Below are 25,591 nucleotides of genomic sequence, written 5' to 3' on the forward strand. Positions count from 1 at the left end.
CAGATCGAGCGCCGGGCCGTTTCGGCCCGGCGCCTTATTGTTACTCCGCAAAGAATGCGAAGCGGATGACGAAAAGTGCGGCGACCAGCCAGGTGGCCAGATGCACGTCACGTGCCTTGCCGGTGAAGGCTTTGAGGATCACATAGCTGATGAAACCGAAGGCGAGACCATTGGCGATCGAATAGGTAAAGGGGATAGCCAACGCCGTCAGCGCAGCCGGTGCGGCTTCCGTTACATCGTGCCACTCGATCTCTGTCAGTTCACGCATCATCAGGCAAGCGACGTAGATAAGAGCTGGTGCTGTCGCGTAAGCTGGAACCGAGCCTGCGAGCGGTGAAATGAACAGGGCCGCAAGAAACAGAAGTGCTACGACCAGTGCGGTCAAGCCCGTACGGCCACCCGCCTGAACGCCGGACGCGCTTTCGACATAAGCCGTCGTGGACGACGTACCCAGAAGCGAGCCACCGAGAATTGCCGTACTGTCGGCGAACAGGGCGCGTCCGAGACGGTTCGGCTTGCCGGGTTCAATCAGGCCACCACGCTTTGCCACGCCGATCAGCGTACCAGTGGCGTCGAAAACCTCGACCAGCACGAAAACGAGAATGACATGCAGAATGCCGGTATGCAGAGCACCCATCACGTCGAGCTGAAGGAAGGTCGGAGCAAGACTTGGCGGCGCGGAAAAAACGCCACCGAACTGGCTGATGCCAAGCGCGATCGATGCCACCGTAACGATGAGAATACCGATGAGGATCGCACCGCGAACCTTGAGGGCGTCCAGCACCGCGATAATGAAGAAGCCCGCAATCGCCAAAAGCGGTCCCGCCTTCGTCAAATCGCCAAGGCTAACCAAAGTCGCCTCATTACCGACGACCACGCCCGCGCTTTTCAGACCGATCAAGGCCAGGAACATACCGATACCGGCTGCGATCGCGCTTCGCAGCGAATGTGGAATACCTTCAACCAGCCAGCGCCGTACACCTGTCACGGTCAGGATCAGGAAGATAATACCCGAAATAAAGACAGCACCAAGCGCCTGCTGCCAGGAAAAACCCATCGCCCCAACAACGGTGAAGGCGAAGAAGGCATTAAGACCCATACCCGGCGCCATGCCGATAGGCCAGTTTGCGACGAGCGCCATGATGATCGAGCCGAGAGCTGCCGCAAGGCAGGTGGCAACGAAAACGGCGTTTCGATCCATACCCGTGGTGGACAGAATATCCGGGTTTACGAAGATGATGTAAGACATCGTCAGGAAGGTCGTCACGCCGGCAATAATTTCCGTTCTCGCCGTAGTGCCGTGTTCCTGCAATTTGAACAGCTTTTCGAGCATCGTCCCTCCAAGGCAAAGCGCCCGTCAATTCAGCGCCTCAATTCGCGACAAATTACGACGCGCAACATTTTGCGCCTCGCAAATGTGTCGAGCTGAGGCAACCTATGCGATTGCCATAATGTTAGTTGCCGCTGCAGATTTGCAGGCGGACATGTTCCCCATACACCCATCGCGGACAAAAGCACAGTTCTGCCGTGTGAATGCCAGTTTGTTGACATGATTTAGTGTGGACTGAGATTTCACCGCGCGCCAGTCACTCATTTGCGGGAAATATTTGAAACAGATTCAAAAAAGATAATTTGCGAGAGCGGCTTGATAAGTTCTAACCGACTGTTTGGAATGAGCTTTGCAGGAGCAAAGCCGTTCCATACATGCCGAGAGCAAAAAATGTATGCGCGATAAGATTGAGCAACCGCACATTGCGCGCATTTGGCAGTTTGGACGCCGCCCAACCGATTCCCAGACCCGGCTGCAATAAAAACCATCCAGCCGATACGGTCAGTATGCCGAAAATCCAAACCGGCAAAAATACTGGATCAGAGAACCATTCCGCCCCACCATAAATGGCAAAGATGACACCATAAAGAATGCCGACTGCGTAATGCCCGATCCAGCCAAGGGCTACTTCATGCTTATAAGGTGCAGAACTGGAAATATCATCGTGGAAAATCCGTCCACGGCGAAGATGCCAAAACCAACGGCCTACCAGCCCCCAGTTTGGGCGCAACTGTCCGGGCATTGCAGCCAGCAAAAGCGCCCACAAATCCATTACTATGGTTGCGCCGATCCCGATCAGAATTCCGCGCCAGACAATGTCCATATTGAGTCTTCCTCTACATCATCGGGCGGTCAGATAAGCCTGAGACCGCCCGATGATGCAAGAGGTAGATTTATGTGCACTCCTGCATTCCAAATACTTACTGGCAATAACTTGGCATGACAACATGGACCGGCAATAGAACGTTGCTATGAAATAGAAGCGATGAAGACCGGCATTCAACCGAAGCTACAACGGAAAGGCCGTATCTTCATCGCTTGCCCCCGCTAGTACAAGCTGACCGAAAATTGGGGTTGGCGCAATTGCAATCTGTCCCAAAATGGTACGGATTATGTCTCATTAGCACTATGTGAGAGAAGAATGAACAAGCCTGGATTCAAGCGGTCCAGCGTGCCAAACGGACTATATGAGCCTAATTCAAACGCCTGTGACAAAGGAAATATTTAAATGAGAAACACATAAAACAAAAGCGCCGGGACTGGAGACCGACGCTTTGTTATTTTATTCGATTTTCACTTACGGTGCGATCTTTCGGAAGACACGCCATAAGTTATTACTTACCGAAAACTGCGCTCTGGATCTGCGAACGCGAAACACCGATGTCGGCAAGAAGATGGTCGTCCATTGCACCGAGCTCACGGATAGCGCGGCGGCGGGATACGAACTGCTGTACTTTCTGACGAATGTTCATTTGCTTTCTCCTCGTTTGGATGATGGGTAAATAGGCGTTTGCCTAAATTTCCACCACGGATATGATTGCAAATGAGGCATGCGTTTTTGCTTGAGCTCCAAAGCTTGAAAAAATCGAATTTACTTCTTCTTCAAGCAATGGCCTGCTTATAAACTTAAAACACAGAATTTCAGAAATGTCTTTTGCCAATAGGCTTCTAATCGATTAAGGGAGCGACAGGAACGAACCCCTCTCCCCGTTTCTTTCGGACATTCGTCATGTTGTATGGTATTTTTCTCGCGTTTGCGTCCTATGCGGCATTCGCTGTCAGCGACGCCTGCGTCAAGTTTCTCGACGGCACGCTATCCCCGTACGAGGTCGCGTTTTTTGGCGCTGTACTGGGTCTCCTGGCTATTCCCTTTACGAAGAAAGCAGATGACGTCTGGCTCGATATGTTTCGCACAACCAACATCCAGATGTGGTTATTGCGGACCGTAACCGCTGCAATGGGAACGATAGGCAGCGTTACCGCGTTCACACATCTTTCCATGGCAGAAGCTTTCGCGCTCATTTTCCTCCTGCCCGCCTACGTGACGATACTTTCAGTATTTTTTTTGAAGGAGCAGGTCGGCTGGAGGCGATGGTCGGCGGTTCTGATCGGCTTCGTCGGTGTTCTGATCGTGCTCCGGCCCGGTTTCCGGGAACTCTCTATCGGCCATCTCGGGGCGCTTGCTGCTGGTATGGGCGGAGCGATGAGCATCATCATCTTCCGCGTCATGGGCAAGCAGGAGAAGCGCATATCACTTTATACCAGCGGGTTGATCGGCCCCATTATCATTTGCGGCGTTCTGATGGCCCCGTCTTATGAGGCGCCCAATACAGAGCAATGGATTTATCTAGCAGGCTACGGCCTCCTAGCTGCGCTTGCCAATATCCTGTTGATGCTCGCAGCCCAGCGCGCGCCTGCGAGTGCCATCGCCTCCCCGCAATATAGTCAGATGATCTGGGCGATCCTTTTTGGATATTTTGTCTTTCACGACCATATAGATCTTCCAATGATGATCGGCATTGTTCTCATTACCATTTCGGGTCTCTTCACTTTCATTCGCGAAAGACAACGCGGTGTGGAGGGTCCTCCGGCTGTCGTTACGTCGGAGCCAACTCCAGCACTCGTTGAAGACAAGATGGAACAATCATGAAAGCGAATTGTGACCAAGTTCGTGCTTGTTTCCGGCGTTGCCTCCTCCTACCATACACGCAGCCCGCACCGGATCGACAACCAGCACTCCAATAGACGTGCCTAGGACATTGATCCGTCTCAACATATCGAAACGCTCCGAGCATTTTCCGATAACGATCTGTGTTTGAAGGCGCTCTGACGCGGGCGGAGGCATGAGAAGAATATTGTCAAAGGACTAGGAAAATGACCGATAAGCGGGCGATGTGGACCTATTACAAAGGCGAATGGCGCGAAGGAGACGTACGAATTCTCGGTGCAGCTTCGCAGGCGACGTGGCTCGGTTCGCTGGTATTTGATGGTGCACGCCTGTTTGAAGGTGTCACCCCGGATCTCGACCGCCATTGTGCACGGGCCAATGATTCAGCCCGTGCTTTGGGATTGGAGCCCACACTTTCTACCAATGATATCGAAACATTGGCGCGCGAAGGCCTGAAGAAATTCGCGCCGGGGACGGACGTCTATATTCGCCCTATGTACTGGGCCGAAGAAGGTGATGCCAGCACGGTTGCGCCACTTGCCTCGTCAACGGATTTTGCACTCTGCCTCGAAGCAATCCCTATGGTCGAGCCGAAGGGTTTTACCATCACCACGACATCGTTCCGCCGGCCATATCTGGAAGTCATGCCGGTCAATGCCAAAGCCGCCTGCCTTTATCCAAACAACGCGCGCATGCTGCGTGAGGCCAAGGCAAAAGGCTTTCAGAATGCTCTGGTAACTGACGTTCTTGGCAATGTCGCAGAAACTGCAACTTCGAACGTTTTCATGGTCCGTGGCGGCGAGGTGTTCACACCTGCTCCCAATGGCACATTCCTCAATGGCATTACTCGCCAGCGCGTAATCAATCTGTTGCGTGCCGCGGGCATTACCGTCCATGAAACCGTTTTGAAAATTGAAGATTTCCGTCAGGCAGATGAAATCTTCTCCTCAGGCAACATGAGCAAAGTCGTGCCGATTATCGGTTTCGATGATCGCAAACTGGACTATGGACCGCTAACCAAACGGGCGCGTGCGCTTTACTGGGAATGGGCGCACGCCTGATATCAAAGCACAACAACTCCGGTCGCACGACCGGAGTTGTTCTTCATGGCTCCGCAAACTGACTGCCTCATCATATGATTGAACATACGCCCCTTTTCATCGCAATCGCAGTCATTGCGGCATTTCTCGTCGGACTTTCGAAAGGTGGCCTGCCTTCCGTCGGCACTCTGGCGGTCCCCCTGATGGCATTGGTCATATCACCCGTTACCGCGGCTGCGCTTCTGCTCCCGATCTATGTCATCAGCGATATGTTTGGGCTGTATCTTTATCGCCATCACTTTTCCGCCCGCAATCTTGCGATCCTTACCCCGGCGGCAATTCTCGGTGTCGGTATCGGATGGATGTTCAGCGCGCACCTGTCGCCCACATTCATAGGGATGCTGGTCGGCCTGGTTGGTATCCTTTTCTGCTTCAACGCATGGTTCGGCGCACGTTATCGCAAGAAAGCACGAAAGGCAGACGTGTCTGGCGGAGCGTTCTGGGGTGTACTTACCGGACTGACGAGCTTCGTCTCTCATTCCGGAGCTCCACCGTTTCAGATGTACGTATTGCCGCAGCACCTGTCGAAACTGGTCTTCGCCGGTACCTCGACCATTCTTTTCGCCATCGTCAACGCCGTTAAACTCGTTCCCTACTGGCAGCTGCAGCAGTTTTCAAATCTCGACACGTCGCTCGGTCTCTGGTTGGTTCCCGCCGCAATAGTCGGTACCTTTGTCGGCGCAAAACTGACTCGGATCATGCCGGACGGCCCGTTTTTCTTGTTGGTTCAGCTGACCTTGTTCTGCCTTTCTCTAAAGCTGATCGCCGACTGGATCGTGCCCTATTTCTTCGGTTGAATATACTCGGCCACCGCTTGCAACACCCCGCCCCTTCGGTCACGATGCATTAATCAAGCGCCTTTTGGGAGAGAGGGAGCGGGGATGGCTGATGCTGATGTTATTATCATTGGAGCAGGACTAGCGGGGCTTGTCGCTGCTCACGAACTGGCTGCGGCCGGACGTAAAGTCATTCTCCTGGAGCAGGAAGGCGAAAACTCCATTGGCGGACAGGCATTCTGGTCCCTTGGTGGACTGTTTATGGTCGACAGTCCCGAACAGCGTCGCCTTGGTATCAAGGACAACATTGATCTCGCGCGGCAGGATTGGTTCGGCTCGGCACAATTCGACCGCCCTGAAGACCTTTGGCCAAAGCGCTGGGCGGAATCTTATCTGGCGTTTGCGGCCGGAGACATGCGTTCCTGGCTTTACAGCTTAGGGATGCGCTGGTTTCCTGTTGTGGGCTGGGCAGAACGCGGTGGAGCGAAAGCAGATGGTCACGGCAATTCCGTACCGCGTTTCCACGTAACCTGGGGGACCGGACCTGCCGTTGTAGCGCCCTTCGAGCGTTCACTTCGTAAAGCAATCAGCAAAGGGCTCATAACCCTGAAATGTCGCCATCGGGTCAACGGCATCGCAACGACCGGTGGACAGGTCAGCGGTGTTTATGGAGAAGTGCTGGCGCCATCAACCGTGGAACGCGGGCAGTCTTCGTCACGCGATACCATTGGCGAATTTTCCTATCTTGCTGACTGTGTAATCGTTACATCCGGCGGCATAGGTGGTGATCCAGAAAAGGTCCGGCGAGCTTGGCCACGCGACAGGCTCGGCAATCCTCCGAAAGAAATGGTGTTGGGCGTTCCGGCTCATGTCGACGGGCGCGGCATCGATATTACGGTTGCTGCGGGCGGTCATGTCATCAATGCTGATCGTATGTGGCACTACACGGAAGGCCTACGAAACTGGAACCCCATCTGGCCGAACCATGGCATTCGCATCCTGCCGGGGCCGTCTTCCATGTGGTTCGATGCCAGGGGGAATCGTCTCCCCGCCCCCTATCTTCCGGGTTTCGACACGCTTGGAACCCTCAAGCATATTCTCTCGACCGGCTACGATTATTCCTGGTTTATTCTGACCGAGAAAATCATCCGCAAGGAATTCTCCCTGTCCGGATCGGAGCAAAACCCGGATCTCACTGGCAAAGATTGGAAGCTTTTGCTTAAAAGCCGCCTCGGCAAAGCGCCGCCTCCGCCGGTCAAGGCGTTTCTGGACAATGGAGCTGATTTCATTACAGCGGGAACGCTGGACGAGCTCGTTGCACGGATGAACAGTTTGACGGGAGAAAAGCTGCTCAAGCCTGACCATATTCGCGATCAGATCGAAGCGCGGGACCGCGAGATAATCAATCGCTATACCAAGGATGCCCAGGTAATGGCGATCCACAATGCCAGGGCCTATATCGGTGATCGTCTTACGCGCGCCGTTCCGTTGCACCCTCTGCTGGCACCTGCCAACGGCCCGCTCATTGCTGTCAAACTTCACATTCTGACGCGCAAGACACTTGGCGGGCTGCATACTGACTTGGACGCCCAGGTTCTCAATTCAGCTGGCGAAAAGGTGCCCGGCCTGTATGCCGCAGGAGAAGCCGCCGGGTTTGGCGGGGGCGGCTACCATGGATACAATGCCCTTGAAGGGACATTTCTCGGCGGCTGCATCTTTTCCGGGCGAGTGGCTGGTCGGGCAGCCGCGGCAGCGTCGCTGTAGCTTTCACCGCAACAGAGCAATCCAGGCCCTCACCGGCTGCATTCCATATATGAGTTTTTTATTTTTTGCCCCCTGGACTGCTCTCGAAACCCTATGCCGTGCGGCAACATAATGTCCCTGTGTGAAACAGGGAGCCCTTTCGGGCAATTGGGCATGACTATGGATTTCGCCGTACTTGCAATCGGTATCGGCTTCTTCGCGCTTTTGTTCGGCTATTTGCGCATCTGCGAAAAACTTTGAGGCTGGCGATGCTGATCGAATACATCGCCGGCGCTTTGGTTGCTGTCTTCATAGCCGCCTATCTCCTTTATGCGCTTGTACGACCGGAGCGGTTCTAAGCCGGTCTCCGACCGATTCCGCGTAACCGGCAGCAGGCCTCGGAAAAAATCATGACACTCAATGGATGGATTCAGATCCTCGTTTTCTGCGGGATCATCATTTTGCTCATCAAGCCGCTTGGCGGCTACATGACATGGGTTTTCAGCGGTGAACGGACTTTCCTTTCACCCATCCTGGTTCCAGCCGAGCGCGGGCTTTACCGCCTCGCAGGCACGAGCGAACGAGAAGAACAGCATTGGATGACCTACACTGTCTCCCTCTTGCTATTTAATCTGGCCGGATTTTTGCTGCTTTACATACTGCAGCGATTTCAGGGCTCCTTGCCCTTCAATCCAATGGGGATGGACAACGTACCGGCAGATCTCGCCTTTAATACCACCGCAAGTTTTGTCACCAATACCAACTGGCAGAACTATGGCGGCGAAAGTACCATGTCTTATTTGACGCAGATGGCGGGACTGACGGTCCAGAACTTCGTCTCGGCAGCAACCGGCATTGCCATCGCCATAGCGCTCATTCGAGCGCTCTCTCGCAAGTCATTGAAGACGCTTGGAAATTTCTGGGTCGACCTTACCCGGTGCACGCTCTACATCCTCCTGCCCTTGTGCATTCTCCTTACACTGGCTTTCGTCAGCCTTGGCGTACCGCAAACGATCGGCGCTTACGCCGAAGCTACGACGCTGGAAGGAGCGAGACAGGTGATAGCGCTGGGGCCAGTTGCCTCACAACTCGCCATCAAGATGCTTGGCACCAATGGCGGCGGCTTCTTCAACGCCAATTCCGCGCATCCTTTCGAAAACCCCGATGCCATCTCCAACCTGATCCAGATGGTTGCTATCTTCGCCATTGGCGCTTCCCTTACCAATGTCTTTGGACGAATGGTCGGCAATGAACGGCAAGGTTGGGCAATTTTCGCGGCGATGGGCATATTGTTCATCGCGGGCGTTGCAATCTGCTACTGGGCGGAGGCCGCGGGCAATCCCCTTATCCATGCGCTCGGAATTGATGGCGGCAATATGGAGGGCAAGGAAACACGTTTCGGTATCGCCATGTCCGCCCTCTTCGCGGTCGTTACAACCGCGGCATCATGCGGGGCAGTGATCGCCATGCACGACAGCATGATGGCTCTCGGTGGAATGATCCCCATGATCAATATGATGCTGGGAGAGATCATCATCGGCGGTGTCGGCGCCGGGTTCTACGGCATCGTCCTCTTCGTCGTCATCGCCATTTTCGTGGCCGGGCTGATGGTTGGACGCACTCCGGAATATCTCGGCAAGAAGATCGAAGCCAAGGAAGTAAAAATGGCGATGCTGGCCGTTCTCTGTCTTCCACTGTCAATCCTGGGCTTCACCGCCATCGCTTCTGTTCTTCCGACAGGTCTGGCCTCCATCGCCAACCCCGGCCCGCATGGTTTCTCGGAAATACTCTATGCCTATACATCAGGCACGGCCAACAACGGTTCAGCCTTTGGCGGTCTCTCCGGCAATACGCCCTGGTACAATATCACCATCGGTCTCGCCATGTTGATGGGCCGATTTCTCGTGATCGTTCCTGCCATGGCAATCGCCGGTTCGCTTGTCGCCAAGAAAGCTGCTCCGCAATCGGCTGGCACCTTCCCTACGACCGGACCGCTTTTCGTTGGCCTGCTGATCGGCGTCATTCTTGTAGTTGGTGGTCTGATCTTCTTTCCAGCGCTTGCGCTTGGCCCTGTTGCCGAGCACCTCGCCATGATCAACTGGCAGATGTTCTGATGCTGAAACCTTCAAGCTGCATTCTCTCGATCCTTCTGGCAACGACCGCCCTTCTTCTTGCGGTTCAGCTTGCCGGATTGATCTGAGCTTTCCAAACGGAAACGTAATTTTACTGGAGCCTCTGTTATGAGCCAGTCCAAATCCGCGAGCATTCTCGATGCCCGCATCCTTCTACCCGCCATTGGCGATGCTTTCCACAAGCTCAATCCCAGAAGCCTTGCACGCAATCCGGTCATGTTCGTGGTTGCCGCGGTTTCACTACTCACGACGTTGCTTCTGCTGAAAGACGTGGCTGTAGGCAATCCCAATATCGGCTTTTCGTTCCAGATCGTCCTTTGGCTATGGTTCACGGTTTTGTTCGCCAATTTTGCCGAAGCCGTCGCCGAAGGACGCGGAAAGGCACAGGCGGATTCCCTGCGCCGGACAAAGACAGAAACGCAGGCGAAACTTTTGGATAGTCCGGAAAGCCAAAGCTGGAAAAATGTACCGGGGACCAGCCTGAAAGTCGGGGACGTCGTTCTGGTGGAATCCAATGACATTATTCCCTCCGACGGCGAAGTCATCGAAGGTGTGGCGTCCGTCAACGAAGCCGCCATCACCGGGGAATCCGCACCGGTCATCCGCGAGTCCGGCGGCGACCGCTCTGCCGTTACCGGTGGAACACAGGTTCTGTCCGACTGGATCAAGGTTCGCATCACAGCCGCGCAAGGTTCAACCTTCATCGACAAGATGATCAGCCTTGTCGAAGGCGCCGAACGTCAGAAAACGCCGAACGAGATAGCGCTCAATATTCTGCTTGCGGGCATGACGCTGATATTTGTTCTGGCCGTTGTCACGATCCCAAGCTTTGCAACCTATGCAGGCGGCTATATTCCCGTCACTGTGCTGGTTGCACTCTTCGTCACCCTGATCCCAACCACGATCGGCGCTTTGCTTTCCGCGATTGGCATCGCAGGCATGGACCGGCTTGTGCGCTTCAATGTGCTCGCCATGTCCGGCCGTGCGGTTGAGGCCGCAGGTGACGTCGACACGCTTCTTCTCGACAAGACCGGCACGATTACGCTCGGCAACCGTCAGGCGACTGCCTTCGTACCTGTCAGCGGCGTATCCGAACAAGCTCTGGCCGACGCGGCTCAGCTGGCTTCGCTTGCCGATGAAACACCGGAAGGCCGCTCTATCGTCGTTCTTGCCAAGGAAAGATACGGTCTGCGTGGGCGCGACATGCAGAGCCTTCACGCCCATTTTGTACCTTTCACAGCGCAAAGCCGCATGAGCGGAGTGGACGTTGAAGGTTCTGTCATTCGCAAAGGTGCGGTTGATGCGGTGCTTGCTTATGTGGATCACAGCAACCGCGTTGATCAAAGAATATTATCAGAACTGCAATCCATCGCTGACACTATCGCAAAGGCGGGCGGTACCCCGCTTGCTGTCGCCAAAGATGGCGCTCTTCTCGGCGTCGTGCACCTGAAGGACATTGTCAAAGGCGGCATCCGTGAACGCTTCGCGGAACTTCGCCGCATGGGTATCCGCACGGTCATGATTACCGGCGACAACCCGATGACTGCGGCGGCCATCGCCGCTGAAGCGGGTGTGGACGACTTTCTTGCGCAGGCAACGCCTGAAAACAAGCTGTCGCTGATCCGCGAGGAACAGGCGAAGGGCAAACTTGTGGCGATGTGCGGCGACGGCACCAACGATGCCCCTGCTCTTGCTCAGGCCGACGTCGGCGTGGCCATGAATACCGGCACGGTTGCCGCACGTGAAGCGGGCAATATGGTCGATCTTGACAGCGATCCGACCAAACTTATCGAAATCGTCGAAATCGGCAAGCAATTGCTGATGACGCGTGGAGCACTGACCACCTTCTCCATCGCGAACGACATCGCAAAATACTTTGCAATTATTCCTGCGATGTTTCTGGCCTTCTATCCTCAGCTTGGCGCGCTCAACATTATGGGGCTGGCTACACCACAGAGCGCCATTCTGTCAGCTATCATCTTCAACGCCTTGATTATTGTGGCCTTGATCCCGCTTTCGTTGAAGGGCGTCACCTATAAGCCGGTCGGCGCTGGGGCGCTCCTTTCGCGCAATCTTTTGATTTACGGACTGGGCGGCGTCGTCGTGCCGTTCGTGGGTATCAAGGCCATCGATATGGCGATTACCGCCCTTGGCCTAGCATAAGGATAAGCATGATGCTCAAACAACTTCGTCCAGCTCTTGTCATGATCGTATCGCTTACGGTCATAACGGGTTTGCTCTACCCGCTCGGCATGACGGGTATCGCCCAGGCGATCTTTCCGGCCAAGGCTGGTGGCAGCCTGATCGAAAAAGATGGCTCTGTCATCGGCTCCGAATTGATCGGTCAGAATTTTACCGGTGATCGCTATTTTCACGGTCGCCCGTCTGCCGCAGGACAAAACGGTTATGATGCGGCCAGTTCTGGCGGTTCCAATCTCGGCCCGACCAACCCCAAGCTGATTGAGCGGGTTAAAGCCGACGCCAATGCTCTGGCGCAAGACGAAGGGGCTACGCCTCCACCAATCGATCTCGTGACAACATCCGCAAGCGGTCTTGATCCGCATATTTCGCCTGAGGCAGCTTTTTATCAGGTGCCCCGCGTTGCAAAGGCTCGCGGGATTGATGAAGCCGCATTACGCGGAATTGTCGAACAACAGATTGAGGCTCGTGAACTTGGCTTCCTCGGTGAACCGGTGGTCAATGTTCTCAAGCTGAACCTTGTTCTGGACAGGACCCGCAGCAAGTAGAATAACTGGCGGCATGATTTGCCGCCCCTTCCTGTCAGGAGCTTTGTTTGGCATCGGACCCGCTTCGTTTCGGTGATAATCGACCCTCCCCGGATGCGCTGCTTGAACAGGCGGAACGCGAGACGCGTGGCCGCCTGAAGATATTTCTCGGGGCTGCGCCGGGCGTCGGTAAAACCTATGAAATGCTGATGTCGGGCCGCGCGCGCAAGGCTGACGGAATAGATGTTATCATCGGCGTTGTCGAAACGCACGGACGAGCGGAGACCGAGGCCCTGACTGCAGGGCTTGAAATCATTCCTCGCGCGCAAATGGTCTATCGCGGTCATCAACTTGAAGAAATGGATATTGATGCGGTACTGGCGCGCAAGCCGCAGCTGGTTCTTGTGGACGAGCTGGCACATACAAATGCGCCCGGCAGCAGACACCCCAAGCGTTACCAGGACGTTGAAGAAATTCTGGCGCGCGGTATCGACGTTTACACAACGCTCAATATTCAGCATGTCGAAAGCCTTAATGATGTTGTGGCGCAGATCACCCGTATTCGTGTGCGTGAAACTGTGCCCGACAGCATAATCGACCGTGCCGACGATATCGAACTGATTGATCTCACACCCGGAGATCTCATCAAACGTCTCAATGAAGGCAAGATCTACCTTCCCAAGACAGCGAAACGGGCGATCCGCAATTATTTTTCGCCCGGGAACCTGACAGCGCTGCGCGAATTGGCGCTGCGTCGCACAGCCCAACGTGTAGACGAACAATTGCTCAGCCACATGCGGGCTCATGCCATTGAAGGGCCATGGGCAGCTGGTGATCGCATATTGGTCGCCGTCGATGACAGTCCCCGCAGTATATCGCTGGTTCGCTATGCCCGCCGGCTTGCAGACCGTCTTCGCGCTCCATGGGCGGCGATCCATATCGAAACCGCACGTTCGGCAGGGCTTGCCGACGACGCGAAGGACAGACTCGCAACCGCGTTGAGACTTGCCGAACAGCTTGGCGGGGAAACAATCACCATTCCGGGCCAGTCGGTAGCCGAAGACATTGTTCGCTACGCTTCAGCCTACAACTTCACTCAGATCGTCGCCGGGAAGTCCATAAAGTCGCGTTGGCGCGAGTTGATTGAAGGCTCTATCGCACGCGAGCTTGTCCGTCTGTCCGGTGCAATTGATATCCATATAACGGCCGGTGCCGAGCACGAAAATGGGAGCGCCAGCCGCAAGATAAACACCGCCCAGCACAAGACAACACCCGATGTAACGCCCTATCTCATCGGCATGGCAATGACCGGCATAGCGCTTGTTGCCGGGCTGTTGCTCGATCAGTTTTTGGATGTGCGCAGCATAGCACTGGTATTCGTTGTTGGCGTTTTGGGTGTCGCAGTCACCCTCGGCCTCTGGCCTGCGCTTTTTGCATCCGTGGTCAGCGCATTCGCTTATAATTTCTTTTTTCTCTCACCACTCTACACGCTTTCGATCGCCGATCCCGAAAGTGTCGTAGCGCTGGTTTTCTTCCTGTTTGTGAGCGTTATTGCCAGCAATCTGGCAAGCCGCGTCCAACGTCAGGCCGCAGCGGCGCGACAACGCGCACGCATGACGGAAGATCTATATCTGTTCAGTAAGAAGCTGGCGGGGACAGGCTCACTTGATGATGTGCTCTGGGCAACAGCATTTCAGATCGCATCAATGCTCAAGGTACGGGTCGTAGTCCTGCTTCCCGAAGGGAATGGCATTGCAGTCAGAGGCGGCTACCCGCCGGATGACACTCTCGATGATGCCGATATCGCTGCCGCGTATTGGACCTGGGAGCACGACTTGCCGGCAGGTCGCGGCGCCAATACGCTGCCGGGCGCAAAACGGCTCTACCTGCCCCTGAAAACTGCACGAACTTCGGCTGGCGTCATCGGCCTCGATAATGATCGTACCGGACCGATCCTCACGCCTGAGCAACAGCGTCTCTTCGAAGCTCTGGCTGATCAGGCAGCGATTGCCATCGAACGCGTTCAGCTTGTCGGCGATGTGGAGCGGGCAAAACTGGCCGTTGAGGCCGACAAGCTGCGCTCGGCTTTACTCACCTCGATCTCGCATGATCTGAAGACCCCCTTGGCGGCTATTCTTGGAGCAGGCACGACCCTGCGCGACTATTCCGCCTCATTGCCGGACGCCGACCGCTCGGAGCTTGTCGCAACCGTTGTGGATCAATCTGAGCGCCTGAACCGCTTCATCGCTAACCTTCTTGATATGACCCGGATCGAAGCGGGTGCGATGAAGCCCAATCTATCGCTTCATTTCCTTGGCGATCTTGTTGGCGCCGCACTCAACCGGGCAGCCAAGATACTCTCCCGCCATCAGGTCAATATTGCAGTTCCGAACGATCTGCCGATGGTTCAGCTTGACGCCGTCCTGTTTGAGCAGGCTTTATTCAATCTGTTCGACAATGCAGCCAAATACGCACCGAAGAATTCGCCCATCACGGTAAAAGCCCGTGTGGGTCCGTCCAGCATAACGCTGGAAATATCAGACCGCGGCCCAGGGATTCCTCCTGACGATCTGGAGCATGTGTTCGATACGTTCTATCGTGTGCGTAAAGGCGACCATGTGCAGGCCGGTACCGGGCTTGGTCTTCCTATCGCCCGCGGTTTCATCGAAGCGATGGGAGGCTCCATCCGGGCAGGTAACCAACATGAAGGTACCGGTGCTGTATTTACGGTCACCTTGCCCGTTCCCGCTGATGAAGTTGACAAGAATTCATGAACGATCCGAAGCTCAAGATTCTAGTAGTCGATGACGAACCAGCCATCCGCAGACTGCTGCGGGTCGGACTGACAACCGAAGGCTATAACGTTGTAGAGGCTGCAAATGGCAGCGAAGCTGACGAACATATTGCAACGGAAAAGCCTGACATAGTGCTACTCGATTTAGGCCTTCCCGATACCGACGGCCATACTATGCTCCAACGCTGGAGACAGAACGGCATAACCTTGCCCATTCTCATACTCTCGAGCCGCACTGATGAAGCTGGGATCGTTCGCGCCCTTGAAGAAGGCGCAGATGATTACATCCCGAAACCTTTCGGCATGAAGGAGCTTGCTGCTCGTCTTCGGGTCGCTTTGCGGCATCGGCTGCAACAGCAGGGACAAAAACCGCTTTTCCAGAGTGACGGCCTGACAGTCGATCTCGTCCGCCGCATTGTAAAACTGAACGGCGAAGAAATTAAGCTGTCGCCAAAGGAATATGATATCCTGCGCTTGCTCGTGCAGCATGCGGGGAAAGTGCTGACGCACCATTTCATTTTGAGCCAGGTATGGGGACCGGCGGCTGACGTGCAATATCTTCGCATTTACGTTCGTCAGCTACGGCAGAAGATTGAAAAATCGCCAGATCAGCCGCATTATATCCTAACCGAAACAGGCGTCGGCTACAGGCTGCGCGAAGCCGATCCAGCTCTGTGAGTCAACCGGAACCAAGACTTCGCGAACGCGTTGTTTGACAAACAGCCAAGGTGACGGAGGCGAACGTGGTCGAGTTGGTCAATAATATCGAGAATTTGGAATTCATCATCGCCAAAGCTCGGGAATATGATGTTCAGGTTCCCGCTACCGATGAAGACTCCGGATCCAACGCCAGCGATGACAACGAAGTTGATATTCTCGATGCGTCACTGACCAATCCCACTCGCAAGGAACTTTTTGCCGCTATCCGTTCTCTGAATATAGATGAACGGCAGGAACTGCTGGCACTGATGTGGGTAGGACGTGGCGATTTCAGCGCCGACGAATGGGGCGAAGCCCTATCAACCGCAGCCGACCGCGACAATGGCAGAGAAGCTAAGTATCTTATCGGCACACCGCTTCTCGGAGATTATCTCGAGGAAGGACTGGCCGCTTTGGGCGTCGAGATTGAGGCTTACGATAATGAATAAGAAAAATTGATGCTTCCATGCAGCCTTCTGTTTTGACGCTGCAATGTCCGGGTATTAGTGTCAAAAAACAAACCGGGTCCGCTTGAAACGACCCGGAACATCAAGCGCGACGGAGGACGGCACGATGCTTCAGAAAAACCTCATCCAGAAAACAGACTTCTATATCGACGGTGCATGGCGCGCTCCGGTAGAAGCGAAGTCGATTGAGGTCATTAATCCCGCCAATGAGAAGCCTTATGCCGTCATTTCTGCGGGGTCCGCGAAGGATATCGACCTGGCGGTTGCAGCCGCACGCAAGGCATTTCCGTCCTGGAGCGAAACTTCTGCTGCTGAGCGCATCGGTTATATCCGGCGGCTCGTGGAAATCTACGAAGCCCGTCTCGATGAGATGGCGAAAGCAATCTCGCTTGAAATGGGCGCTCCAATCACGCTCGCCCGGGAATCGCAGGCTGCGGCAGGCCTTTCGCATACCAAAGCCTTCATCGCTGCATTCGAGAATTTTGAGTTCGAAGAGCTTCTTTCTTCCAAATATCCGAACCAGACCATAGTGCGCGAACCGATTGGCGTTTGTGGCCTCATTACGCCCTGGAACTGGCCGATGAATCAGATTGCGCTGAAAGTTATCCCTGCGCTAGCTGTCGGCTGCACCGTCATATTGAAGCCATCCGAGATTGCCCCCATGTCGGCCATGCTCTTCGCCGAGTTTGTGGATGAGGCTGGCTTCCCGCAAGGTGTGTTCAATCTCGTCAATGGCGAAGGTGCTGTCGTTGGCGAGGCCCTGTCGCAGCATCCGGATGTCGATATGATGTCGTTCACCGGCTCGACGCGCGCGGGCACGGCGGTTTCTCGAGCCGCCGCAGCAACGGTGAAGCGGGTTTCGCTCGAACTCGGCGGCAAGTCGCCGAACATTGTTTTCGCCGATGCCGACCTCGAAAAGACCATTGCTCGTAGTCTTGCCCATTGTTTCGAAAATACCGGCCAGTCCTGCAATGCGCCGACCCGCATGCTGGTCGAACGCTCGGTTTATGACAAAGCGGTCGAACTCGCCAAGCAGGTGGCAGAAGGCACGAAGGTTGGTGACCCGGCGGAAGAAGGGGATCATATCGGCCCGCTTTCCTCTTCGATCCAGTTCGAAAAGGTGCAGAAACTGATCCAGAAAGGCATCGACGAAGGTGCGCGGCTGGTGGCAGGCGGAACGGGGCGTCCTGAGGGATTTACCGAAGGGGATTTTGTCAAGCCGACCGTCTTTGCCGATGTGAACAACGACATGACGATTGCCCGCGAAGAAATCTTCGGACCGGTGCTGGCCATGATCCCGTTCGATACGGAAGAAGAAGCGGTCGCCATTGCCAACGACACGCCTTACGGACTTGCAGCCTATATCCAGACGGGCAGCCCGGAGCGGGCAAAACGCGTTGCTCGCAAGTTGCGCGCCGGCATGGTGCAGATTAATGGCACGTCACGTGCGCCGGGCAGCCCGTTCGGCGGCTACAAGCAATCGGGCAATGGTCGCGAGGGCGGCAAGTGGGGTCTGGAAGATTTCATGGAAGTGAAACTGATCAGCGGATGACCTTACCAAACAAAAAAGCGCCGCTTAGCGGCGCTTTTTTTGTTTTGCACTACAGATCAAGCTTGCTTGATAACGCGGACGCGTTGCTCCCCACCAATATTTATGAATTGCGTGGAAGGCGGTATCTTATGGACGTCATGCGTGCCGAAACTTTCTGGATAAAACGCATAGCCATCAGGTGCTTGAGGCGGATTTGTATCGTTAATCAGCCGCCCTCCCGCCAATTCCGTCATTGGATCGGGAATGGCCGAAATCAGCCGTCGGGTATAAGGATGGGTTGGGTTCGAGAAAATCCGATCCCACGGACCACTTTCAACAATCTGCCCGAAATACATGACCGCCACGCGGTCGCTCATATGCTCGACGACGCTCAGATCATGGCTGATCATGATATAGGAAAGGCCAAGCCGCTCTTTCAGTTCCAAAAGCAGATTGATAATCTGTGCCCGGATCGAGACATCAAGGGCTGAAACAGGCTCATCTAGCACGATGACCTTCGGATTGAGCAGCAAGGCGCGAGCGATCCCAATGCGCTGGCGCTGGCCGCCGGAGAATTCGTGCGGAAAGCGCTTTGCCTGCTCGGGCTTTAGGCCGACGAGGCGTAGAATCTCTTCAATGCGACCCTCGACTTCGCTACGCGATTTCACACCGTGAAGACGCAAAGGGGCCGCGAGCGACGTGTAGACCGTCTGGCGAGGGTTGAGCGAAGCGAATGGGTCTTGAAAAACCATCTGCGCCATCTTCGATCGTTCCAGGCGCGAGGGTTCGTTCTTGCCGGTGATCGGACGTCCTTCGAAATAAATCTGGCCACTGGTTGGTTTCTGCAAACCGACTATGGAGAGTGCAAGTGTGGACTTACCGCAACCAGACTCCCCCACAATCGAAAGGCACTCGCCTTTGTTAAGCATCAGGCTGAGGTTGTTGACGGCACGCAGTAGCTGCTTGGACCGGCTGAAAATTCCGCCGCTCACCGGGAAGTAAACGCAGATATCATCAATGCGAACCAAAGGTTCTGCCAGTTCGGGTGAATGCATATCATTCATGATGGAAACACCTCACCACACCGGCATCCTCGAGCGGCGTCCAGCCCGGCTTTTGCGCGCGGCAAACCTCGGTCGCACGCGTGCAACGCGGTTCAAATCGGCACCCTTTTGGAAAAGCGGAAATGGATGGCACGACGCCTTCGATTTCCTGAAGCCGTAACTGGCCTTCCTTCTGGCGGGAACCAAGCTGCGGCAGGGACGCCAGAAGACCAAGGGCATAAGGATGCGCCGGATGATGAAATAGGCCCGCCGTTACACGCTCCTCCACCAGATGCCCGGCATACATGACACCCACGCGGCGGCACATTTTTGCGATGACACCCAGATCGTGGCTGATCATGAGTACGGACGTTCCTCGCGCCGCACAGAGTTCCTGCATGAGGCGCAGAATTTCCGCCTGAACAGTGACGTCAAGCGCCGTTGTGGGTTCGTCTGCGATCAGCAGATCGGGATCGCACGCAAGAGCGATGGCGATCATCACACGCTGGCGCATACCGCCAGACATCTGATGGGGGTAGTTCTTCACGCGCTGTTCCGGCGCAGGCACCTGTACGCTGGCAAGCGCTTCAACCGCCTTGCGTTCTGCCTCGTGCCAGGTTGCGCCCTGATGCAGTACGAACATCTCGGCAATCTGGCGCCCGACAGGGGACAGCGGATTGAGTGCGGTCATAGGCTCCTGAAAAATCATCGCTATACGATTGCCGCGCAGCTTTCGCATTTCACGTGACGACATTGATCGCAGGTCCTGCCCTTTGAAGCGTATCGCGCCTCCGGTAATCGTCAGCGGCTTGCGCAGCAGTCCAATCATGGACAGCGCGGTAATGCTCTTTCCGCAGCCGGACTCGCCGACCAGACCAAAGGTCTCACCGGCGGTGATTCTGAACGATACGTCCTCGACCACATTATGCTTGCTCGAACCGGAGACAATATCGATCCGGAGGTTTTCGACTTCAAGAAGTGCTTCTTCGCTCATACCTTGCGCGTCCTCATATGCGGGTCGAGCCAGTCACGAAGACCGTCGCCGAACAGATTAAGGCCAAGCACCGTGAGGAAGATGGCCAAGCCCGGAAATACAGCGGCCCAAGGCGCATTCACGATGAGTTCACGTGCATCGGTGAGCATGTTACCCCAGCTTGGATCGGGAGGGCTGATACCGAGGCCAAGATAGGAAAGTGCGGCTTCCGCGAGGATAGCATCGCCCATTCCAAGAGTGCCGATAACAAGGATCGGTCCGATCATGTTCGGTACAATTTGCGTGATCATGATGCGCACATCGCTATAACCCAGCATCTTGGCTGCCCGAATATATCCCTGCTTCTTAAGTGAAAGGGTGGAGCTGCGCGCAATGCGGCAGGTCCAGGACCAGTTTGTAAGGCCAAGTGCAAGCAGAAGGCTCGGCAGACCAGGGCCAAGAACAGCCATGATCGCCAACGCAAAAATGAGGGACGGTATTGCCAGCATCAAATTGGTGAGACCGTTGACGAAATCGTCCCACCATCCGCCGAAATAGCCTGCGGAGATGCCAAAACAGAGACCAATGACAGTGTTGATGCACTGCGAGACAACACCGACAGTCAGCGATACCTGCGCGCCATAAAGAATGCGCGAATAGACATCGCGGCCTTGCGCATCGGTGCCAAACCAGAACTGTGCGTCGGGTGGCAGCTCGGCATTCATCAAATCGGCATCGAGGACGGGGTTATAATGCGCCAGCAGTGGTGCGAGAACAGCCGCTACCACGATAACGACGCATATGAACCCACCAAATACGAGATTGAAACGCAGCTTCATGGGGCCTACTCGTGGCTTATACGCGGATCGATGACCGCATAGAGAATGTCAACGATCGTATTGATGACCAGAAACCATAATACGATCACGAGAATTGCCCCCTGTACGACCGGAATATCGCGCAGCGAAACGCTATCGATTAACAAGGAACCGAGACCCGGCCAGGAGAACAGTTTCTCCACCACCACGGCGTGTCCCATCATCGATCCGAACTGCAAGCCGATGGTTGTGATAATCAGCACCAGCGCGTTACGCATGACATGCCATTTCACAAGCCGAAAGCTGTTCATGCCTTTGGAACGCGCCGTGCGAATGAAATCGGCACCCATCACTTCAAGCACGGCTGCACGCGTTGTTCGGGCCAACAATGCCAGGGGAGCGACACCCAGAGTCAGCGCCGGAAGGATGATGTTTCTGATGCCGCCATCGCCATAGCCGAAGCTCGGTAACCATCCAAGTGTCAGTGCAAAGAGATACATGGCGAGCAAGCCCAACCAGAATTGCGGCAAAGAAAGGCCCGAAACCGCTCCTATCATGGTCATGCTGTCGAGAACACTTCCGGGTTTCAGCGCAGCAAGAAATCCTAGCGGCACGCCAATCAGAATAGCAAAACCCATGGCAGCAAAAGCGAGCTTCAGCGTGGGCCACATGCGCTCCTGAATAAGCGAAACCACCGGTTGCCTCGATCGATAGGAAGTCCCGAGATCGAACTGCGCCAATTGAACCAGATAATTACCGAAACGCACGTGAACAGGCTTGTCGAGGCCGAATTCCTGGGTGATCTTTTCGACCATCTTCGGATCGTTCATACCCTTGCCATTGGCAATAAGGCCGGAAGCTATACTGCCGGGGACCACGCTGAAAATGACGAAAATCAACAATGACACCGCGACGACCGTCGGTATCATCTGCAGGACGCGCCGGAGAATAAAATAGAGCACTCGGTCCTCCTTTCGGATCAGCGTTTATCACGCTGGAGCAAAGGGGATCAGGGGCCCGCCCGGTGACGAGCGGGCCGATCCAGATCAGCCGGAATTAACGACCGGAGGGAACCGTGTCGTCTACCCACAACTTTTCATAGGACTGAACTGCGAGCTCCGCCGAGTTCGGCTGCAAGCCATGGAGCCATGGCTGATGTGCCATCACAGCCTTGTTGTAGTTGAAGAACCAGACTGGTGCTTCTTCCTGCAACAGATTGTTGGCCTTCTTCAGAAGCTCATTCTTCTCTTCTTCGGATTTCGCCAGTTTGGCCTGATCGACAATCTCGTCAAACTCCGCATTGGAGAATTTCTGATAGTTACACGCGGATTGCGGAGTTGTGGAGTAAAAACACTGCATCGCAGTCAGTGCATCCGGGCCGCTTTCGAGTGACCACATATAGGCCTGGAAATTGCCGGCCGGAACCACATCCGCAAGCACCGACGCTTCAACCGGCTTTGCCTTCACCTTGATGCCGACTTTTGCCAGCATCGGGATAATTGCCTGAACGATAGTCAAGCCCCAGCTTTCGTTCTGCGTTGCGGTCAATTCGAACTCGAAACCGTCGGGATAACCGGCTTCGGCAAGCAAAGCTTTCGCTTTTTCAGGATCATATGGATAAGGCTTCGCGTCCTTGTCAAAGGCAGGCGATGAATTTGGAAGCCAGCCAACCGCGCGATACGCCTTGTCCTTCACCAGACGCTTGATGATGAGATCGCTATCGATGGCGTAGTTGATTGCCTGACGGACGCGCTTGTCCTGGAACGGCTTGAAATCCGGATTGAAGCCGACGGCGCGCGTATAAACTTCCGCCACTTCGACCATGTTCTTCGCGAGTTCCGGGTCGGCTAGATAGGCAGTGTATTGCGCGGGGCCAAGCACCGCGACATCGATTTCCTTGTTGCGGAATGCAACGTCGCGCGCGGCCGCATCACCCATGATCATGATGTTGATCTTGTCGGCGTAAGGCTTGCCCTTCTCGTAGTACTTGTCCCACTTCTCTACAGTCAGGCGGGAGCCGGGAACATATTCGGCAAACTTATAGGGTCCGAGACCGATCGGGTGACGCTGGAACTCCTCGCTGTCGCCCTCGCCCGCAGGATAAATCGCGGTGTTGTTACGCATGAACTGGAAGCCCGGATCGATTGGCTGCTTCAACGTAATTTCAAGCGTATGGTCGTCGATCTTCTTCAGACCGGAAATCTCCTTGGCCTTGCCTTGCGTGTATTCTTCAGCGCCTTTGATTTCCGCGATATAGCGTGCCGGTGGGAACGCCTTTTTCGGATCCATTATCCGCGTATAGCTCCAGATGATGTCGTCAGCCGTCAACGGCTTGCCATTGTGGAAAAATGCATCCTGACGAAGCTTGTAGGTGTAAACAAGCCTGTCGTCGGACACCGTGACGTCGGTTGCGAGACCGAGTACCGGCTTGTTTAGATCAGCATCCCAATCATAGAGCGTCCGGTGAATAGCTTTGGCGTAGAATTCGTCCTGCGTGGCAGGCGACGCCTGAATATCGAGCGTCGAGAAGCTGTCGCCGTAAGGCGCGACGAAATTGATAACGCCTCCTGAACGCGGCTCATCCGCAGCATACGCCGCCGTTCCGGCCAACAGAGCCGCAGACAACGCCGCCAGCAATGCAAATTTTCTCATATTGTTCCCCTTCATAAGTGTCATTCTTGCGATTCAGATGAACCGATTATTCGGACAGCTCCGCAGAAACCTCGCTTCCCGAAATTGGCCCGAAGCGTTTGTGCTTCAATTCTTTTGAGTCCTGCGAACGCGTAAGCATTTGTGTCACGACCGCTCGAACACGACCTCCCCGTCAAGCAGAGTAAGAACACAGTGCGTGTCGTCGAGAATTTCTTCAGGCTTTGCCGTGAGCATGTTGCGCGAGAAAACTGCAATATCGGCAACCTGCCCAGGTACAAGCTTGCCCTTCACATTCTCCAACTTCTGAGAGAATGCTCCAAACTCCGTGTAAACCTGAAGAGCCTCTTCGATGGTTACGCACTCGCGGGCATCCATCACCGTTCCCTTGCCCGTTTTGCGGGTCAGCATCGAATAGATGTTCGGGTAAGGATTCGGGTGACAAACCGGTGAATCGCTGCCGGTCGCCGGCTTGAAACCGAGGTCTTTCCAGGTTTTCAGCGGGTAGCTTGAAAGGGCGCGTTCCTCGCCAAGGACGGAAATGTAGGCATCGCCGAAATCGTAGATAAAGACCTGCTGCGGGCACGGATAAATGCCAACCTTCTTCATCCGCTCGTGCTGCGCTGGCGTGGAAAAGCCACAATGCTCGATACGATGGCGGCGATCGGGATCAGGATAAGCAGCGAGCGCCTTTTCATAGGCCGTGATCAGCTGGCCGATTGCTGCATCGCCAATTGCATGGCATGCGAGCTGATAGCCCTTTTTATGGACATCCAACACCAGCGCTTCCAAATCCGCGTCCGGCAATATCTGGACGCCGATATTATTGTCGTCACCGAGGTAGGGCTTGCTCATCCATGCAGTTCGGCCCCCTGCCGAGCCGTCCAGGAAAATCTTGACGGCGCCGACTGTCAGCATGTCGTCACCGACGCCGGAAACAAGCCCTGCTTTATAGCATTCCTCGACGATAGAGGGGCCCGGGTCGCCAAGCAGTACGAGCCAGGTGCGCACCGGCAAACGCTTATTCAGTTTGGCGAGGTTATAGGCTCGAATTTCATCAAAGCCCGCAACCTGACCTACAGCCGCATCCATGACGCTGGTAATACCATAGGAAAGAAGCAGATCGCCGGCAGCTTCAATGGCTTCGATCATCTCTTCCGTCGTAGACTTGGGGATTGCTTTGCGAACGACTCCCTGAGCATTTTCCGCGACCATTCCGGTCAGCACGCCATTTTTCTGCTCGATCAACCCACCTTCCGGTACCGGCGAGTTTTCATCGATACCCGCCAGTTCAAATGCCTTCGAATTGAAGATCGATACGTGGCCACAAGCACGTACAAGCATGACCGGATTGTTTGGAGCGACCGCGTCAAGCTCCGACTTATGGGGATGGCGACCGACATCGAGCTTGGTCTGGTCATAGCCGCGTGCTTTGATCCATGTTCCGGGAGGCGCAGAAGCAGCTTTCTCGCGAATGGCGTCCAGCAGGCTTTGCAATGTCGGTGCCGCCTGCGGTGTCGCATCGATCCACTTGAGTGTAAGCCCGACCGAAATAAGATGCAGATGGGCGTCATTTAATCCCGGCGTCGCGAAGCGGCCTTTCAGGTCAATCAAACGGGTATTGTCGCCCTTCAAAGACCATATTTGGTCCGTCGTACCTGTCGCAAGCACCTTGCCTTGCCAGATCGCCAGGGCTTCGACCGTGCCCTCTTCGTATCCACACCAGATCGTACCGTTATAAACTATGGTATCGGCACACAATTCGGGCATTACAGGCATTTCAGCGATCCCCTCCCTAAGTCACGCTTTTATAAGCGGAGGAGAGATTTCCATTGATGCTTTGACCGATCAAGCCGTGGATTTGTTAAATTTATAGGGGGCAAATTGTTCAAAATGACAAGCTTACGGTCATTCTGCCGAAATTTTTGCAAAGGCGAGCCATATTTGCAGGTCAAATCGGCACTCATTGCTTGCCAAATTGATATGGGTCGCCTCTGCCCTGTCAAAGATCCCAGCTTCAAAATGCCCGCAAACACGCAAATGATAGACAGCATCGCACATTAGAGCATTACGATCTCGAAAATCGGATTAACCACATACCCCCGACCCATTCCTTGGCGACTGACGAACTAGCACCATTGG

The 25,591-nt window shown here is 54.9% G+C and carries 21 protein-coding genes; 12 read left to right on the forward strand and 9 right to left on the reverse strand.

The window, feature by feature from the left end:
• Nucleotides 1-40: 40 nt before the first annotated feature.
• The 3 genes from J9800_RS02585 to J9800_RS02595 all read right to left on the reverse strand — a co-directional run bounded on the left by J9800_RS02585 (nucleotide 41) and on the right by J9800_RS02595 (nucleotide 2,802).
• Complete coding sequence (locus J9800_RS02585; protein WP_114214827.1) at nucleotides 41-1,333, reverse strand: NCS2 family permease; 1,293 nt, start codon at nucleotides 1,331-1,333, stop codon at nucleotides 41-43.
• Between the two features lie 322 nt (nucleotides 1,334-1,655).
• On the reverse strand, nucleotides 1,656-2,153 hold the full coding sequence (locus J9800_RS02590) for a DUF2938 domain-containing protein (protein ID WP_112587449.1): 498 nt from the start codon (nucleotides 2,151-2,153) through the stop codon (nucleotides 1,656-1,658).
• 511 nt (nucleotides 2,154-2,664) lie between these two features.
• The gene (locus tag J9800_RS02595) at nucleotides 2,665-2,802 is read right to left on the reverse strand and encodes a DUF1127 domain-containing protein (RefSeq protein WP_006471330.1); all 138 of its coding nucleotides are present in this window, start codon (nucleotides 2,800-2,802) and stop codon (nucleotides 2,665-2,667) included.
• 257 nt (nucleotides 2,803-3,059) lie between these two features.
• Between J9800_RS02595 and J9800_RS02600 the strand changes: the two genes are divergently transcribed.
• The 12 genes from J9800_RS02600 to J9800_RS02655 all read left to right on the forward strand — a co-directional run bounded on the left by J9800_RS02600 (nucleotide 3,060) and on the right by J9800_RS02655 (nucleotide 17,987).
• Nucleotides 3,060-3,980, forward strand: a complete 921-nt coding sequence (locus J9800_RS02600; protein ID WP_114214825.1) for a DMT family transporter — start codon at nucleotides 3,060-3,062, stop codon at nucleotides 3,978-3,980.
• 224 nt (nucleotides 3,981-4,204) lie between these two features.
• Nucleotides 4,205-5,059, forward strand: coding sequence for a branched-chain amino acid aminotransferase (locus J9800_RS02605; RefSeq protein ID WP_114214824.1), 855 nt, complete (start codon nucleotides 4,205-4,207; stop codon nucleotides 5,057-5,059).
• A gap of 74 nt (nucleotides 5,060-5,133) precedes the next feature.
• Complete coding sequence (locus tag J9800_RS02610) at nucleotides 5,134-5,895, forward strand: sulfite exporter TauE/SafE family protein (protein ID WP_114214823.1); 762 nt, start codon at nucleotides 5,134-5,136, stop codon at nucleotides 5,893-5,895.
• 84 nt (nucleotides 5,896-5,979) lie between these two features.
• Nucleotides 5,980-7,638: an FAD-binding dehydrogenase gene (locus tag J9800_RS02615; RefSeq protein WP_114214822.1), complete on the forward strand. Its 1,659-nt coding sequence runs from the start codon at nucleotides 5,980-5,982 to the stop codon at nucleotides 7,636-7,638.
• Nucleotides 7,639-7,886: 248 nt separating this feature from the next.
• Nucleotides 7,887-7,976, forward strand: a complete 90-nt coding sequence (gene kdpF / locus J9800_RS02620) for a K(+)-transporting ATPase subunit F (RefSeq protein WP_112587439.1) — start codon at nucleotides 7,887-7,889, stop codon at nucleotides 7,974-7,976.
• A 51-nt stretch (nucleotides 7,977-8,027) separates the two neighbouring features.
• Nucleotides 8,028-9,731 (forward strand): potassium-transporting ATPase subunit KdpA, encoded by a 1,704-nt coding sequence (kdpA, locus tag J9800_RS02625; RefSeq protein ID WP_114214821.1) that lies wholly within the window; start codon nucleotides 8,028-8,030, stop codon nucleotides 9,729-9,731.
• A 126-nt stretch (nucleotides 9,732-9,857) separates the two neighbouring features.
• Nucleotides 9,858-11,912, forward strand: coding sequence for a potassium-transporting ATPase subunit KdpB (kdpB, locus tag J9800_RS02630; RefSeq protein WP_114214820.1), 2,055 nt, complete (start codon nucleotides 9,858-9,860; stop codon nucleotides 11,910-11,912).
• A gap of 11 nt (nucleotides 11,913-11,923) precedes the next feature.
• A complete protein-coding gene (gene kdpC, locus J9800_RS02635; protein WP_114214819.1) occupies nucleotides 11,924-12,496 on the forward strand; it encodes a potassium-transporting ATPase subunit KdpC in 573 nt (190 codons plus the stop codon).
• Nucleotides 12,497-12,543: 47 nt separating this feature from the next.
• Entirely contained in the window at nucleotides 12,544-15,249 is a 2,706-nt protein-coding gene (locus J9800_RS02640) for a DUF4118 domain-containing protein (RefSeq protein ID WP_210845431.1), read from the forward strand.
• Complete coding sequence (locus J9800_RS02645) at nucleotides 15,246-15,947, forward strand: response regulator transcription factor (RefSeq protein WP_114214816.1); 702 nt, start codon at nucleotides 15,246-15,248, stop codon at nucleotides 15,945-15,947. Before J9800_RS02640 ends, J9800_RS02645 begins: the two co-directional genes overlap by 4 nt.
• Before the next feature lie 65 nt (nucleotides 15,948-16,012).
• The gene (locus J9800_RS02650; protein ID WP_114214814.1) at nucleotides 16,013-16,417 is read left to right on the forward strand and encodes a DUF3775 domain-containing protein; all 405 of its coding nucleotides are present in this window, start codon (nucleotides 16,013-16,015) and stop codon (nucleotides 16,415-16,417) included.
• Nucleotides 16,418-16,541: 124 nt separating this feature from the next.
• On the forward strand, nucleotides 16,542-17,987 hold the full coding sequence (locus tag J9800_RS02655) for an aldehyde dehydrogenase family protein (RefSeq protein WP_114214813.1): 1,446 nt from the start codon (nucleotides 16,542-16,544) through the stop codon (nucleotides 17,985-17,987).
• Nucleotides 17,988-18,043: 56 nt separating this feature from the next.
• Here J9800_RS02655 and J9800_RS02660 read toward each other — a convergent pair whose 3' ends face one another.
• The 6 genes from J9800_RS02660 to J9800_RS02685 all read right to left on the reverse strand — a co-directional run bounded on the left by J9800_RS02660 (nucleotide 18,044) and on the right by J9800_RS02685 (nucleotide 25,219).
• Nucleotides 18,044-19,030 (reverse strand): ABC transporter ATP-binding protein, encoded by a 987-nt coding sequence (locus J9800_RS02660; RefSeq protein WP_114214812.1) that lies wholly within the window; start codon nucleotides 19,028-19,030, stop codon nucleotides 18,044-18,046.
• Complete coding sequence (locus tag J9800_RS02665; RefSeq protein ID WP_114214811.1) at nucleotides 19,023-20,003, reverse strand: ABC transporter ATP-binding protein; 981 nt, start codon at nucleotides 20,001-20,003, stop codon at nucleotides 19,023-19,025. The genes J9800_RS02660 and J9800_RS02665 overlap by 8 nt, the downstream gene beginning before the upstream one ends.
• A complete protein-coding gene (locus J9800_RS02670; protein WP_210845433.1) occupies nucleotides 20,000-20,821 on the reverse strand; it encodes an ABC transporter permease in 822 nt (273 codons plus the stop codon). Before J9800_RS02670 ends, J9800_RS02665 begins: the two co-directional genes overlap by 4 nt.
• 5 nt (nucleotides 20,822-20,826) lie before the next feature.
• A complete protein-coding gene (locus J9800_RS02675) occupies nucleotides 20,827-21,762 on the reverse strand; it encodes an ABC transporter permease (protein ID WP_210845435.1) in 936 nt (311 codons plus the stop codon).
• A 94-nt stretch (nucleotides 21,763-21,856) separates the two neighbouring features.
• Nucleotides 21,857-23,452: an ABC transporter substrate-binding protein gene (locus J9800_RS02680; protein WP_114214808.1), complete on the reverse strand. Its 1,596-nt coding sequence runs from the start codon at nucleotides 23,450-23,452 to the stop codon at nucleotides 21,857-21,859.
• 144 nt (nucleotides 23,453-23,596) lie between these two features.
• Nucleotides 23,597-25,219 carry an amidohydrolase gene (locus tag J9800_RS02685; RefSeq protein ID WP_502696703.1) on the reverse strand — a complete coding sequence of 541 codons (1,623 nt, stop codon included), beginning with the start codon at nucleotides 25,217-25,219 and terminating at the stop codon, nucleotides 23,597-23,599.
• Nucleotides 25,220-25,591 lie beyond the last annotated feature (372 nt).

It is taken from the genome of Ochrobactrum sp. AP1BH01-1 (assembly GCF_018066705.1).
Classification (GTDB): Bacteria; Pseudomonadota; Alphaproteobacteria; order Rhizobiales; family Rhizobiaceae; genus Brucella.

Coding starts and splice junctions, on each gene's coding strand:
- J9800_RS02585 (WP_114214827.1), bottom strand. CDS start 1,333: ATGCTCGAAAAGCTGTTCAAATTGCAGGAACACGGCACTACGGCGAGA.
- J9800_RS02590 (WP_112587449.1), bottom strand. CDS start 2,153: ATGGACATTGTCTGGCGCGGAATTCTGATCGGGATCGGCGCAACCATA.
- J9800_RS02595 (WP_006471330.1), bottom strand. CDS start 2,802: ATGAACATTCGTCAGAAAGTACAGCAGTTCGTATCCCGCCGCCGCGCT.
- J9800_RS02600 (WP_114214825.1), top strand. CDS start 3,060: ATGTTGTATGGTATTTTTCTCGCGTTTGCGTCCTATGCGGCATTCGCT.
- J9800_RS02605 (WP_114214824.1), top strand. CDS start 4,205: ATGACCGATAAGCGGGCGATGTGGACCTATTACAAAGGCGAATGGCGC.
- J9800_RS02610 (WP_114214823.1), top strand. CDS start 5,134: ATGATTGAACATACGCCCCTTTTCATCGCAATCGCAGTCATTGCGGCA.
- J9800_RS02615 (WP_114214822.1), top strand. CDS start 5,980: ATGGCTGATGCTGATGTTATTATCATTGGAGCAGGACTAGCGGGGCTT.
- kdpF (WP_112587439.1), top strand. CDS start 7,887: ATGCTGATCGAATACATCGCCGGCGCTTTGGTTGCTGTCTTCATAGCC.
- kdpA (WP_114214821.1), top strand. CDS start 8,028: ATGACACTCAATGGATGGATTCAGATCCTCGTTTTCTGCGGGATCATC.
- kdpB (WP_114214820.1), top strand. CDS start 9,858: ATGAGCCAGTCCAAATCCGCGAGCATTCTCGATGCCCGCATCCTTCTA.
- kdpC (WP_114214819.1), top strand. CDS start 11,924: ATGCTCAAACAACTTCGTCCAGCTCTTGTCATGATCGTATCGCTTACG.
- J9800_RS02645 (WP_114214816.1), top strand. CDS start 15,246: ATGAACGATCCGAAGCTCAAGATTCTAGTAGTCGATGACGAACCAGCC.
- J9800_RS02655 (WP_114214813.1), top strand. CDS start 16,542: ATGCTTCAGAAAAACCTCATCCAGAAAACAGACTTCTATATCGACGGT.
- J9800_RS02660 (WP_114214812.1), bottom strand. CDS start 19,030: ATGAATGATATGCATTCACCCGAACTGGCAGAACCTTTGGTTCGCATT.
- J9800_RS02665 (WP_114214811.1), bottom strand. CDS start 20,003: ATGAGCGAAGAAGCACTTCTTGAAGTCGAAAACCTCCGGATCGATATT.
- J9800_RS02670 (WP_210845433.1), bottom strand. CDS start 20,821: ATGAAGCTGCGTTTCAATCTCGTATTTGGTGGGTTCATATGCGTCGTT.
- J9800_RS02680 (WP_114214808.1), bottom strand. CDS start 23,452: ATGAGAAAATTTGCATTGCTGGCGGCGTTGTCTGCGGCTCTGTTGGCC.
- J9800_RS02685 (WP_502696703.1), bottom strand. CDS start 25,219: ATGCCCGAATTGTGTGCCGATACCATAGTTTATAACGGTACGATCTGG.